The sequence below is a fragment of the Maricurvus nonylphenolicus genome (assembly GCF_042854845.1).
Lineage (GTDB): Bacteria > Pseudomonadota > Gammaproteobacteria > Pseudomonadales > Cellvibrionaceae > Maricurvus > Maricurvus nonylphenolicus.
Window position 1 is genome coordinate 1,922,604 of sequence record NZ_AP031498.1, and the last position, 12,784, is coordinate 1,935,387.

Below are 12,784 nucleotides of genomic sequence, written 5' to 3' on the forward strand. Positions count from 1 at the left end.
TCAGTGAGTATAGCTTGCCGGTGTAAACAGGGATATTGGGGGCAGTAGCGAATAACATGAAGTCTAATTTTGAATTTCTAAAACATCACGACGAATTACTCGTTCGCCTCGCGCAAACCGCTGAGGCCTGCTTTGTACCCGACCCAAATACCACCTTGATGAAAATGCGTCAGCTCGGTGAAGAGCTGGCAAAAACCATCGCTTCGCGTGTGGGGGTTGATAGTGGGCGAGAAATTAAACAAATCGACTTGCTGCGTGATTTAGACTATCAACTCAGGCTAGACGCTCAAATTAAAGACGCTTTTCACACGCTTAGAAAACTCGGCAACCCCGCAACTCACGACATCACCTCTGCCAGCCACCGCGACGCGCTTAAATCACTGCAGGTGGGGCACGCCCTAAGCGCGTGGTTTCATAGTAACTTTGGTGGCGATAAAGCCAAAGGCTTTAAAATCAGTGCGTTTATCAAGCCCCAAGACCCTTCCGAAAAAGTACGCCTGCTTGAAGAGGCACTACTGGAGCAGCAAAAGAAAATAAAAACCACCGAAGACCGCATCGCGCAAACTGAGCAGCTAAAAGACATCGAAGCACAAAAGGCAGAGGCCGAACGTAAGCGGGCTGAAGAAATGGCCTCAGAAAGCAAAGTGTGGGAGGAACTAGCCACTGAAAATGAAAGCAAGCTAGACGAATACCGTGCAAAAATGGACGCGGCCAATGTCGTGTATAAAATGGCCTTCCAGCAGCAGACGCCAACCGAGCAGGCAACAACCATTCAACGGGTAGAAAAATCAACCCTACTGCTAAGCGAAGCCGAAACACGCGTATTAATTGATGAACAGCTGATCGAAGCAGGCTGGCAAGCCGATACCGAAAACCTAAGGTTCAGTAAAGGCGCCAGTCCAATAGCAAACGAGAACCGCGCAATCGCAGAATGGCCCACCGATTCTGGTCCTGCCGACTATGTATTGTTTATGGGCCTAACTCCCGTAGCAGTGATAGAAGCCAAAAAGAGTGCGAAGAATGTCTATAGCGCTATCGATCAAGCCAAGCGTTACGCCAAAGGCCTGCAAGAGAAAAACGCCTTTACCATAGAAGCTTCCTACGGCGAATTTAAAGTGCCGCTGGTATTTGCCACCAATGGCCGCCCTTATTTAAAGCAACTAGAGCAAGAGAGCGGTACCTGGTTTTTAGATGTGCGCGATAATACCAATCGCCGTCGTGCTTTAAAAGGTTGGTACACCCCGGCAGAGATCAAAACCTACTTGCGCCAAACACCCCAGAAAGCCGAAGCCGAGCTGGACGACATGGGCTTTGATTACAACCTAAGCTTGCGTGATTACCAAAAAGACGCGATTAGAAGTATCGAAACCGCAATTAAATCAGGCAATACCAGCGCCTTGGTAGCTATGGCAACAGGCACCGGTAAAACCAAAACCGCCATTGCCATGGTCTACCGCCTACTTAAATCCGAGCGTTTTCGGCGCATACTCTTTTTAGTTGATCGCTCAGCATTGGGTATACAAGCCACCGATGATTTTTGCGAAGTTCGACTAGAAAACTTAAACACCTTTGCCGATACCTTCGACGTGATGGGGATGGAGCAAAACAAGCCCGTAAAGCCAATACCCGATGATGATACCAAGGTACACGTGGCTACTGTACAAGGTTTGGTAAAGCGTATTCTCTACCCCGGCGATAACGACAATAGACCCGGTGTAGGCCAATACGATTGCATTGTTGTCGATGAATGCCATCGTGGTTATCTACTTGATCGCGAGTTAAGTGATACAGAGATTCTGTTCCGCGATCAAAAAGACTACCAATCAAAATACCGCAGCGTTATCGACTATTTTGATGCTTTTAAAATTGGCTTGACCGCCACACCGGCACTACACACCACCGATATTTTTGGTGCGCCAGTATTTAGCTATAGCTATACCGAAGCGGTGTTAGATGGTTATTTAAACGACCACCTGCCACCCATACGCATACACACCAAACTGGCCGAGCAAGGCATTAACTACAAGGTGGGCGAAGAGGTAAAAACCTACAACCCCGAAAACAACCAAGTCGAAAGCCACCTCACGCCAGACGAACTCAGCTTCGATATTGCCGATTATAATCGCCGCGTCGTTGCGCCGGAATTTACCAAGGTGGTCACGAAATGGTTAATCGAAAGTGACGCCATAGACCCATACTCGCCAGCTAAAACCTTAATCTTTTGTGTCACCGATAAACACGCCGATCAGGTAGTCGAAGCCTTAAAAGATGCGGTAGAAAACTATCACGGCGAAGTAGAAGACGATGTTATACAAAAAATCACCGGCGCCAGTGATAAGCCATTAGATAAAATTCGCAGCTACAAAAACGATAGGCTACCCAATATAGCCGTGACCGTCGATTTGCTTACCACCGGTGTGGATGTCCCCAGCATTTGTAACCTGGTGTTTTTACGCCGCGTAAACAGCCGAATTCTATTTGAACAAATGCTTGGCCGCGCCACCCGCCTATGCCCAGAAATTGGCAAAGGCCCATTCAGAATTTACGATGCCGTCGATATCTACAAACAGCTCGAAAAAGTCAACACCATGAAGCCGGTGGTGAACAAAGTCGACATCAGCTTTAGCGAGCTGGAACAAGAACTGGCCCAGAGTGAAGCCCCCGATTTGCAACAGCTCGCCAAAAACCAATTTATTGCTAAGTTGCAGGTCAAAAAGAACTACCTAAGCGATGAACAAACCGACACCTTTGAAACCATAGTCGGCCAAACCCCCAGTGATTTTGCCAAGCAGCTTAAAGCCATGCCGCTGGATGACGTAGCCAGCTGGTTTACCCAGCACCCAGGTTTGGGTGAACTGCTAGACACTCGTGTGAAGGGCGCGGGCCGAGCCGCCAATACGGTAGTGATCCACGAAGGTGACGATGATTTTATAAAAACCACCACCGGCTACGGTGATGGCCAAAAACCCGAAGACTACCTCAACGCCTTTAACAGCTTTGTTAACGCCAACAGCAACCGCATGGCAGCCATACAAACCGTGGTGAACAAACCTTGGGAACTCAGCCGCCAAAGCTTAAAAGAGCTGGCTGTAGAGCTGGAAAAAAACCACTTTCGAGAAAAAGACCTACAAACCGCCTGGCAAGAAGTGAAAAACGAAGACATCGCCGCACGTATTATTGGCTTTATTCGCCAAGCAACCATAGGCGAAGCCCTCATCCCCTGGGAAGAGCGCGTTGACCAAGCGCTAGCCAACATACTGGCCAGCCAAGCCTGGAAAACACCGCAAAAACAATGGTTAGAGCTTATCGCCAAACAAATGAAAGCTACTACCATTGTCGATGAGCCCGCCTTGAACCAAGGCATATTTAAAGCCAAAGGCGGCAGCCAACGGGCCAACAAATTATTTGACCAACCCATTGCCGACATACTGCAACAGTTTAAACAGGCCCTCTGGGCCTAAACCGATTGAAAACATAAAACAGCCCGCTAAGCTGCGGGTTAATGAGAGAACACGAATTAATGAGCACCCAAGATCTAGTTAATAAACTCTGGAACCTTTGTAACTTACTCCGTGACGACGGGGTGACCTACCACGAATACATTAACGAACTAACATTTTTGGTCTTCCTAAAAATGGCGAAAGAAACGGGCTCTGAAGATGGTAGAAGCGACGAAGAAAAAAGCAAAAAATTAGAAAAGGGGGAGAAAAGAAAACAACCCAATATTCCAGAAGGTTATCGTTGGAGCGATTTAGAGGCCTACAACGCGGCTAGTCGCTTAGATGAATATAAAAAGCTCCTCATTCACCTAGGCGCGCACGGCTCACGCATTACACAGGCAATTTATAACAACGCCAGTACTGTGATTCGTAAACCAGCCACCCTCAGCAAACTCATTACCGAAATCGATAAGCTCGACTGGTACAGCGCCAAAACTGAAGGCCTAGGCGATATGTACGAAGGTCTGTTAGAAATTAACGCCGCCGAGAAAAAGTCCGGCGCGGGCCAATACTTCACCCCACGTGTGCTCATTAATGCCATGGTGGAACTCATGCAGCCCAATTTGGATGACGTCATCGTCGACCCCACCGCAGGAACCGGCGGCTTCTTAATTAGCGCCCACCACCATATTGATGAGCACAATGATATCGATGGCTTAGGCGAAAAGGCCTACGACAAGTATCAGCACAAGACCTTTTACGGCATGGAACTGGTGCCCGACACCCACCGTCTGGCTCTCATGAACCTCATGCTGCACGATTTGGCAATCGACGAAGAAAACACCGGCATATTGTTTGGCGACACCCTAAGTAACGAAGGCAAACAACTGCCCGAAGCCAGCTTAATACTCGCCAACCCACCCTTTGGCACCAAGCAGGGCGGTGGCATACCCACCCGCGATGACCTGGTGCACTACACGAGCAACAAACAACTGGCTTTTTTACACCTTATGTACCACCGCATGTTGGCCCCTGGTGGCCGCGCCGCTGTGGTATTGCCAGACAACGTATTATTCGAAGGCAGCACCGGTAAAACCATCCGCCAAGACTTAATGGATAAATGTAACCTGCATACCATCTTGCGCCTGCCCACCGGTATTTTTTACGCCGCTGGTGTAAAAACCAATGTACTGTTTTTTAACAAACCCAAAGACATTAAAAAAGACAAAGGCAATACCAAAGAAGTCTGGGTCTACGACCTGCGCTCCAATATGCCGCATTTTGGCAAACGCACCACTTTTAACGAAGGCCACTTTAAAGAATTTTATGAAGCCGTAGGTGGTGATTTAACCAAAGTAAAAACCGCCGCGCGCAAGAAGTTTATTGAAAAACATAAAGATGGCAGTGATATTGGCAGTGTCGAAACCTGTAGGCTTCGCTGTTTTACACGCGAAGAGATTGCCGCTAAAGATGATTCGCTGGATTTATCCTGGATTCGCGACGACAGCGTAGAAGACAGCGCAAACCTGCCCGAGCCCGATGTATTAATCAACGAAGCGCTGGAGGAAATGGCAGGCGCGATGACTGAATTGCAGGCCATCTTAGTGGAATTGGATTCGGTGGAAGAGCAAGAGGTTCAGGAATGAGTGAGCTTCCGAAGGGGTGGGTTGATTGTCTTCTTGACGAAATATCAGATGTTGTAACAGGGAAAACTCCAACCAAAAAGAATCCGGAATACTTTGACGGTAATATTCCATTTATCAAACCCGGTGATGTTAAAAATCAAGGTCTGATTTTAAACACAGAGCAAACCCTCTCTGAGTTAGGCGCAGAGACTGTGCCAACAATTCCTGCTGGTTCGGTAACGGTGACGTGCATTGGGAATTTGGGTCGAGTGGCGCTGACTAAAGTCAAATCGGCAACTAACCAACAAATAAATAGCGTTGTAGTTAATAAGCTTGTTAATAACAAATTTATTTATTACTACTTAATGACTTTGAGAGAGTGGATGGAGGCAGAAGCATCATCTACGACTGTGACAATCATTAATAAAGGCCGGTTTTCGAAGGCTCCTGTATCACTCCCCCCCCTAAACGAACAAACCCGAATCGCAAACAAACTTGATAGCCTGCTTGCCAAAGTCGATGCCGCCCAAACACGCCTCGAACGCATCCCCACACTGCTAAAACGCTTCCGCCAATCCGTCCTCGCTGCTGCTACATCGGGGGAGTTAACGCGAGAGTGTGAGTCCAGTGCTAGCTCATACTATAAAAAGATAGAGAGTGAAATTCGGAATTCAAATAAGCTTAAAAAGTTAGAAGAATTAAGTGAAAGTGAAATCGAATTAGCAGTTAGTTTGCACGGACATAGCCCATGGCCACGCTGGAAGCTTTATGCGCTAGAACAATTAGTTGACCCTAATCGAGGTATTCCCTATGGCATTGTTCAAACTGGCGACGCACAAGAAGAGGGAATCCCTACAATCAGATGTGGGGACGTTAAGCCTCTGTCAATACGAGTAAATGGTCTGAAAAAGGTTTCAGAAGAAATTGAGAGCAAATATACCAGAACTCGACTCAAAGGCCGTGAAGTATTGTTGGCAATTAGAGGTACTGTTGGAAATGCTGCTGTTGCGGGTGAAGAATTGGGTTCAGAAATTACGAATATAAGTCGTGAAGTGGCAATGATTCCAGTAAGAGAAACAGTCGATCCAGTTTTTATTTCAATGTTGCTTCAATCTCCAGGTGGTTTTCGTTGTCTTGCAGAAAAAGTAAGAGGGGTTGCTCAAAAGGGTATTAATTTAGCAGATGTAAAGAGATTCGTAACTCCTTTGCCTGGACTCTCTGAACAAAAAGAAATCGTCCGCCGAGTCGAATCCCTCTTCGCCATGGCCGATACCGTCGAAAAGCAATACCACGACGCCAAAAAACGCATCGACCGCCTAACCCAATCCATATTGGCCAAAGCCTTTCGCGGAGAACTGGTGCCACAAGACCCCAACGACGAACCGGCATCTGAATTGTTAAAACGTATTCAGGCTGAGCGAGAACAGCAACAAACCAAACCAAAAAGAAAAACCAGTACGCGTAAACGTAAAACAACCACTAAAAAGAAAAAGCTGATGAAACTAGCCGAAGCCCCGGAGACCTATTTGCTGGACCTGCTCACCCAACTGGGGGGAGAAGCGCAGGCCGAAACCCTCTGGAAGCAGTCAGAATTATCGATCGACGATTTTTACGCCAAACTAAAACAGGAAATGGCGACTAAAAAAATCATTGATTTTAACCCCTCATCCGACCCCAGCTTGCGAAAGTTGAAAGCGGCATAGGCCACGATAAAAGCTTAAGAAAGGACACCGCTCGGTATGCGTATAAAACGCCTTTACATTAAAGATTATGGCAATCTACAGGATGTTGAATTTAAACCCAGCGAAGGGCCGCAAACCACTGTCGTGCTGGGGCGTAACGGTGCCGGAAAATCCAACCTGATTGAAGTGTTGGTGGAAATATTCCGTGATTTGGAAGCAGGAGAAGCATCGGCATTCTATTACGAACTGGAATACAGTATTCGAGGGTATGCGATACAGCTGGCGAACAACCCGAGTGGCCGCCCGAAACAACAAGCGTTGGTGAATGGCAATAAGCTGGCAATGAAAACGTTTAACGCTGATCCCGATAACTATTTGCCAAAATACGTTTTTTCATATTATTCCGGCTGGAATCGTCGTTTAGAAAAGCTTTTTGATAAACCCACAAAAAATTTGTATCAACAGTGGAAGGCGGGAGGTAGTAGCGACAATATACCGCTTCGGCGTTTGTTTTATTGCCGAAAGGATTACAGTCAGTTGGTATTGCTGGCTTTTTTTCTTATGGATGAAAATCCAAAAATTAAAACGTTCTTGCATGACTATTTAAATATTGCTGACTTTGATTCGGCACTGTTTGTCATGCATAAGCCTTTTTGGCGCGGCAGTAAAAAACCAACAGAAAATGATTTAAAGTTTGGCGACCCAATATTTTGGTACGCCAAAGGCGCGTTTCAAACCTTTACCGATCGTTTGTGGCGCCATGCCATCGCGCCTATCCGCAATGAAGAGACCGTAACCAAGGATTTTCGTGATCGTACAGAAGATCAAGAACGCCTATACCTTTATATAAAAGATAAAGCCACACTGACAGAATTAATGTATCCCGGTGAAGATGAAACGCACTTTTTTGCGCACTTAGAGGGGTTGTACCTCTGTGATTTAGTGGATGAGGTTCGAGTAACGGTAGAGCACAGCAAAGCAGGAAAGATCCGCTTTGATCAGCTATCTGAAGGTGAGCAGCAGCTGCTTACTGTGCTGGGATTACTGCAATTTACTAAAGGCGAAGAATCACTGTTTCTGCTGGACGAGCCGGATACCCATTTAAATCCCGCTTGGACATACGAATATCTGAACCTGCTAGAAAGTCAGGTGGTTGACCAGTCTTCTCAATTATTACTGGCAACCCACAATCCACTCATGATTGGCGGGCTTAAAAAAGAGCAGGTTCGACTACTCAACCGTCATGATAAAGACGGTAAGCATACTGTTACGGCAGATACGCCGGATGAAGACCCGATAGGAATGGGCGTGGACGGATTGCTGCAGTCCGAAATATTTGGCTTGAATTCAGTATTACCACCTAAAGTCGTTGAGCGTTTAACTCAGCGTTACAAACTTTTAGGTATTCGCAATAAAACAGAGCAGATGGCTAAAGATCTAGAGCGCTTAACTGGTGAGTTAGACGGGCTAGGCGTAGCTCATAGCTTTCCTCATCCTTACTTTAATCAATTTTCACAAGCCTTGGCTCGCAATCCAATGATGAATAAGCGGCAATTCACTGCAGATGAAATTGACGAGTTGGAAGAGCTAACCGATGAACTGTTGCAAGATATTATTGATGGTAAGCAGTCGGAGGGAGATGCATGAGGTATATCCCGTTAAAAGAAAAGGCCAAAGATGACCTGAAGGATTGGTTAGAGCAGTCCAACGCGATCTTAGATGAGCTAAAAGCCGAGCCTGATACGAAAAAACGTAAAGCTATTATTCACCGAAATAAAACACACTGGCGAGATGGCGATTTATTAGAGTTTTTAAAAGACCTCTCTGACGGTAAGTGTTGGTATACCGAAGCAAGGTTTTCCGCAGAATACCCGCATTTAGAGCATTTCCGGCCGAAAAGCTGTGCAAGAAATGAAAGTTGGGAAAGATGCCACGAAGGTTATTGGTGGTTGGCTTTTGATATTGAAAACTACCGTCTTTCTAAGCCTATGCCCAATACCCGTAAAGGAACCTATTTCCCCTTGCGTGAGCGCGGGCAGGCTGTTTGTGAGCCTGGTATTGCTGTCACGCGAGAAACTCCGATGCTTCTTGACCCCGCCAATGAAGATGATGCCTTACTGATTAGCTTCAATGCGCTAGGGCAGCCAGAACCCAACCCAGAGCCACCTATTGATTTAGATGATTGGGATCGCAAGCGAATTGACTTCTCTATTAAGCGATATGGATTAGATGACACTGAGTTATGCGATCAGCGTAAAGCCTTGTGGGTGTCGATTTCCTCGATGTTTGAAGAGTATGCTCAAAACGGGCTTAAAGCGAAAAGAGAGCGTTGCCTAGAAAGTGCTGGTAAGGCAAAACAAATAAAAGCAGAATTAAAAAAATACTTAGACTCAAAACACGAGTTTACAGCGTTGGTTCGGGCTTGCTTTCAAGCCCATAAAGTCGGTAAGTCTCTTTATCCTCAACTGATTGAAGTGCAAGTTGCAGCCTAAGATTGGACGATAGACTTAATTTACGAAAGTAGTTAGTGCTAAGAATGTTACGTCGAATTTCATTGGGGCGCGACGATTTGAGTTAAGATATTCATGGTGGAAGCTTTCACGATTTTGTTTTTGTATCGCCCTTTCTAACAGCTGGTTTTGAGATCTTATTCAAAGGTTTCAATTTCTCGTCAGTGAAATCCATCACTCTTGTCGCTACTTTGAAGAAGATCGGCCAAGATTAAATTACTAAGCCTAAATCATTAAAATCGTTTTGCCGGCTAATGAAAATCAAATACCCCATAGTCAAGGCAAAGATTCATATAGGTAGCAGCCTGAAATAGTTGGGTGCAGATGAGTATTAAGGAGTTAGATTCAACGAGCATTTTTTAACGTCGGTTAATGGCACATAACGGACTGAACAATAGGAGGTGAGAGCTTTAAATGTAAATTAATCAGGAATGGACCTGCCATTATCTGAGTTAGAAGGCTTCAATCCCCTTACCTGGGGTGCCTACTATTTAAAGCACGGAGGCTAAATCTGTATGAAATAAGAGGCCTGCTAGTTTTTCTGACTCAATTGATCGGAGAAATTCCCCGGTACAAAATACATTCTTCAATCCATTGTAGTGGGTCTTAAATACTGGGTAATCAGCCATATGCTGGTTATTGAATGAAAGCTGCTTCACATCAATAAAGCCTCCTTCTTCCACATCTCTATGACTATGCTCTTGATCGACCGCTTCATCTGGTACCACCGATGTGACGTGGAATAACCAATAAGTTATGCCTTCACAGCTTAACGGCAGAAACTCACCATGCCCCTCAAGATCTAGTTTGAGAGCGTTGTAAGCCTTTTCACTAAGCACCAATTGATCAGTAAACCAGCAGGTAATATCTGGTGGCGTAGTAACATTCTGGTTATCGCTTAGGTCTTTAAATTCGACTTGCATGGGTACCCAGAAGTCAACCCAGGTGGGCTCATCCAGCAGAAAGAAATGGTCTTCTCCCAGTTTTTGCTCCAGCTCATCGGGCGAGATTTCAGCACACAGATAGTTGTTACGATCAGAACGAAGTTTGTACACCATTAGGCGATTCTCTCTACGGGTAGTCCTTGGCCTTTTTTCATCATAACAAACTCGGGTTGTGTGCCTTGCTGCAGGTGTCTGGCGGTGAGTTGTAATGTGGTTCTAAAAGGTTGTTCCTGCCGAATACTACCTAACCTGAAGCGTAACCAAAAGAAGTAGTTGTAGCGGTGTATACGACTATGAGGAACAGCTTTCGGAAAAGCCGGGTGGGGTGTTGCGGCAGTATTTTCTGGTAACCAGCAGCCATTATCAGAATCATCAATCCGGATTCCTAGTCGTGCCATCAAAGCCCGAAGAATAGCGGCATACTGATGTTTTCCTGCAACCAGTGCGTGAGCATGGCATTTTGCTGGCCTTAGATGTCCGGCTTCTTCCAAGTGTGCTCCCAATCTACTGGAAACGTGTTGCTCGTCACGTAGTTGCTGGGTAGACATCTGCGCGGCTTGGGCGCGGTAATTATCAATACCGGCCTGGACCTGAGCTGCGGTAGCGATTCGGTTACAGTCTGCAGCGGTAAGTTCTTCTTTCTGGCTCGTTGTTTGGTCTATGACGTGATCTAGAAGATTCTTTTCGTGATACTTCACGGGTTTCTCTGGAACGGGCATAACGATTCCTTGTTAAATACCTGAACGCGAGTGTAATTCAAAGCACATCGGTGCTGTAGTATGAAATTATCTAGTGCTTTAGTATGTGATCCAATCGAAGTTTGATTTGTCTGTTTTTTGATCACCTGGCAGGCGCAGGTTTACTTGTTCTGGGCCTGTTAGCTTGAGTAAGATGGTGCTTTAGGGCGGCCTGAGGTTTTGTGTGTAAGGCGCAGAGACCAGATCAATTCAGATTCACAGGGATATGGGATGTATGCCAGTTAGCAGGGTGCTAATTCTTGGTGGTTATGGCAATTTCGGCAAACGCATAGCTGAAAGCTTATCCGCTAGCCAGGGTATTACCGTCATTATTGCCGGGCGTAACCTGCAAAAAGCACAGGCGTTGTGTACGCAGCTAGCTGAAAAGGGCGTCTCAGCAATGTTAGAGCCCTCACAAATCGATATTGGCAGTGCGAACTTTGAGGTTGAACTGGAGCGCTTATCGCCTGATCTGGTTATTCACACCAGCGGCCCATTCCAGGGCCAAACTTACCGCGTCCCCGAAGCCTGCATTGCCGTCGGCAGCCACTATATTGATTTGGCCGATGATCGCCGCTTTGTGTGCGATATTCAGGCTCTTAACGCAAAAGCGTTGGAGCGTAAGGTGTTGCTTGTGAGTGGCGCCAGCTCTGTCCCTGGCTTGTCGTCGGTGGTTATTGATCACTTTCTCGAACATTTCTCCTCCCTGGAAGAGATCGACTTTGCCATCGCGCCAGGCAATCGTGCCGAGCGGGGTGAGGCAACGGTTAAAGGGATTCTGTCTTATACCGGGCACCCGTTCCCGGTATTACATCAGGGGCAATGGGTTGATCGTTATGGCTGGATGTCGCCGCGCAAACTGTGCTTTGGTGATGTGGTGGGTTCACGCTGGTTGGCCAATGTGGATATCCCCGATCTTGAGTTGTTTCCCAAGCGTTATCCTTCTGCAAATACAGTAAGGTTCCAGGCGGGGTTGGAATTATCGTTGCTTCATTTGGGCATGGTGTTTATGGCCCTTTGGGCCAAGCTTGGGTTGGTGAAAGACTGGTCTCGATTTACCCGCGTTATTATTATCAGCAGTGAGATTTTTAAACGCTGGGGCACCGATGTGGGCGGCATGAAGGTTATGTTGTCTGGGCGCGATAAAAACAATCAGCCCAAACGCATTCACTGGTTGCTGTGTGCCGAGCATGGCGTTGGGCCGTATATTCCTACCTTGTCAGCTATTATTCTTGCCAAGAAATTGATTGTCGGAAGTATTGATCAGTTGGGCGCTATGCCTTGCCTGGGGTTGTTTACGCTGGAGGAGTTTGACCAGGAGGCCAAACAGCTGGGTATTTATCATCACACGGAGTTTTTAGATGGATAGTTATCTGGTGCTTAAGCTGCTGCATATTTTAAGCGCGGTTGTGCTTGCGGGTACCGGTACGGGCATTGCCTTTTTTATGTTTATGGCCAGCCGTTCATCCAATACCGAAGCCATTGCCGTGACTGCAAGTCACGTCGTACTGGCTGATTGGTTGTTTACCGCACCGGCGGTAGTCGTTCAGTTTATTACCGGCGTTTTGTTGATGATGAAGCTGGGCTTTTCATTTACATCGCCCTGGTTCCTGGTGGTTATCAGCTTGTTTGTTTTTATTGGTGCCTGTTGGATTCCGGTGGTGGTTATTCAGTACAAGCTGAAGCAGTTGGCTGATGCTTCAAGAGGAAGGGGGGAAGTAACCCCGGAGTTTAAACGCCTAATGCGGTGGTGGACGCTATTGGGCATACCAGCATTTACTGCCATTTTGGTTATCTTTGTGTTGATGGTGTTTAAACCATTACCACTGGCATAACAGAGGGTACG

Annotated in this window: 9 protein-coding genes; 7 read left to right on the forward strand and 2 right to left on the reverse strand. The window is 46.6% G+C overall.

The genetic code is table 11. The features are described 5' to 3' along the window. Positions 1-56 precede the first annotated feature (56 nt). Genes hsdR through ACGHZ6_RS08285 form a run of 5 tightly spaced genes read left to right on the forward strand, consistent with a single transcriptional unit; the run spans position 57 to position 9,239 of the window. Positions 57-3,461 carry a type I restriction-modification system endonuclease gene (gene hsdR, locus ACGHZ6_RS08265; protein WP_390618359.1) on the forward strand — a complete coding sequence of 1,135 codons (3,405 nt, stop codon included), beginning with the start codon at positions 57-59 and terminating at the stop codon, positions 3,459-3,461. Positions 3,462-3,520: 59 nt separating this feature from the next. Next, on the forward strand, positions 3,521-5,086 hold the full coding sequence (locus tag ACGHZ6_RS08270; protein WP_390618360.1) for an N-6 DNA methylase: 1,566 nt from the start codon (positions 3,521-3,523) through the stop codon (positions 5,084-5,086). Then, complete coding sequence (locus ACGHZ6_RS08275) at positions 5,083-6,768, forward strand: restriction endonuclease subunit S (RefSeq protein ID WP_390618361.1); 1,686 nt, start codon at positions 5,083-5,085, stop codon at positions 6,766-6,768. The genes ACGHZ6_RS08270 and ACGHZ6_RS08275 overlap by 4 nt, the downstream gene beginning before the upstream one ends. A gap of 36 nt (positions 6,769-6,804) precedes the next feature. Then, positions 6,805-8,394 (forward strand): AAA family ATPase, encoded by a 1,590-nt coding sequence (locus ACGHZ6_RS08280; protein ID WP_390618362.1) that lies wholly within the window; start codon positions 6,805-6,807, stop codon positions 8,392-8,394. After that, positions 8,391-9,239: a hypothetical protein gene (locus ACGHZ6_RS08285; RefSeq protein WP_390618363.1), complete on the forward strand. Its 849-nt coding sequence runs from the start codon at positions 8,391-8,393 to the stop codon at positions 9,237-9,239. Before ACGHZ6_RS08280 ends, ACGHZ6_RS08285 begins: the two co-directional genes overlap by 4 nt. A 509-nt stretch (positions 9,240-9,748) precedes the next feature. On the opposite strand, the gene ACGHZ6_RS08290 is transcribed toward ACGHZ6_RS08285, so the two are convergent. Then, positions 9,749-10,315 (reverse strand): imm11 family protein, encoded by a 567-nt coding sequence (locus ACGHZ6_RS08290; RefSeq protein WP_390618364.1) that lies wholly within the window; start codon positions 10,313-10,315, stop codon positions 9,749-9,751. After that, a complete protein-coding gene (locus tag ACGHZ6_RS08295; RefSeq protein ID WP_390618365.1) occupies positions 10,315-10,920 on the reverse strand; it encodes an AHH domain-containing protein in 606 nt (201 codons plus the stop codon). The genes ACGHZ6_RS08290 and ACGHZ6_RS08295 overlap by 1 nt, the downstream gene beginning before the upstream one ends. Positions 10,921-11,173: 253 nt before the next feature. Here ACGHZ6_RS08295 and ACGHZ6_RS08300 point away from each other — a divergent pair, with 253 nt between their 5' ends. Both ACGHZ6_RS08300 and ACGHZ6_RS08305 read left to right on the forward strand, forming a co-directional pair. After that, the gene (locus ACGHZ6_RS08300; RefSeq protein WP_390618366.1) at positions 11,174-12,307 is read left to right on the forward strand and encodes a saccharopine dehydrogenase NADP-binding domain-containing protein; all 1,134 of its coding nucleotides are present in this window, start codon (positions 11,174-11,176) and stop codon (positions 12,305-12,307) included. Then, a complete protein-coding gene (locus ACGHZ6_RS08305) occupies positions 12,300-12,773 on the forward strand; it encodes a DUF2269 family protein (RefSeq protein ID WP_390618367.1) in 474 nt (157 codons plus the stop codon). Before ACGHZ6_RS08300 ends, ACGHZ6_RS08305 begins: the two co-directional genes overlap by 8 nt. The last annotated feature ends 11 nt before the right edge of the window (positions 12,774-12,784 follow it).

What these genes read in the sequence shown, in the direction of transcription:
- ACGHZ6_RS08295 (WP_390618365.1), bottom strand. Translation starts at nt 10,920, where the DNA reads ATGCCCGTTCCAGAGAAACCCGTGAAGTATCACGAAAAGAATCTTCTA.
- hsdR (WP_390618359.1), top strand. Translation starts at nt 57, where the DNA reads ATGAAGTCTAATTTTGAATTTCTAAAACATCACGACGAATTACTCGTT.
- ACGHZ6_RS08300 (WP_390618366.1), top strand. Translation starts at nt 11,174, where the DNA reads ATGCCAGTTAGCAGGGTGCTAATTCTTGGTGGTTATGGCAATTTCGGC.
- ACGHZ6_RS08270 (WP_390618360.1), top strand. Translation starts at nt 3,521, where the DNA reads ATGAGCACCCAAGATCTAGTTAATAAACTCTGGAACCTTTGTAACTTA.
- ACGHZ6_RS08280 (WP_390618362.1), top strand. Translation starts at nt 6,805, where the DNA reads ATGCGTATAAAACGCCTTTACATTAAAGATTATGGCAATCTACAGGAT.
- ACGHZ6_RS08285 (WP_390618363.1), top strand. Translation starts at nt 8,391, where the DNA reads ATGAGGTATATCCCGTTAAAAGAAAAGGCCAAAGATGACCTGAAGGAT.
- ACGHZ6_RS08275 (WP_390618361.1), top strand. Translation starts at nt 5,083, where the DNA reads ATGAGTGAGCTTCCGAAGGGGTGGGTTGATTGTCTTCTTGACGAAATA.
- ACGHZ6_RS08305 (WP_390618367.1), top strand. Translation starts at nt 12,300, where the DNA reads ATGGATAGTTATCTGGTGCTTAAGCTGCTGCATATTTTAAGCGCGGTT.
- ACGHZ6_RS08290 (WP_390618364.1), bottom strand. Translation starts at nt 10,315, where the DNA reads ATGGTGTACAAACTTCGTTCTGATCGTAACAACTATCTGTGTGCTGAA.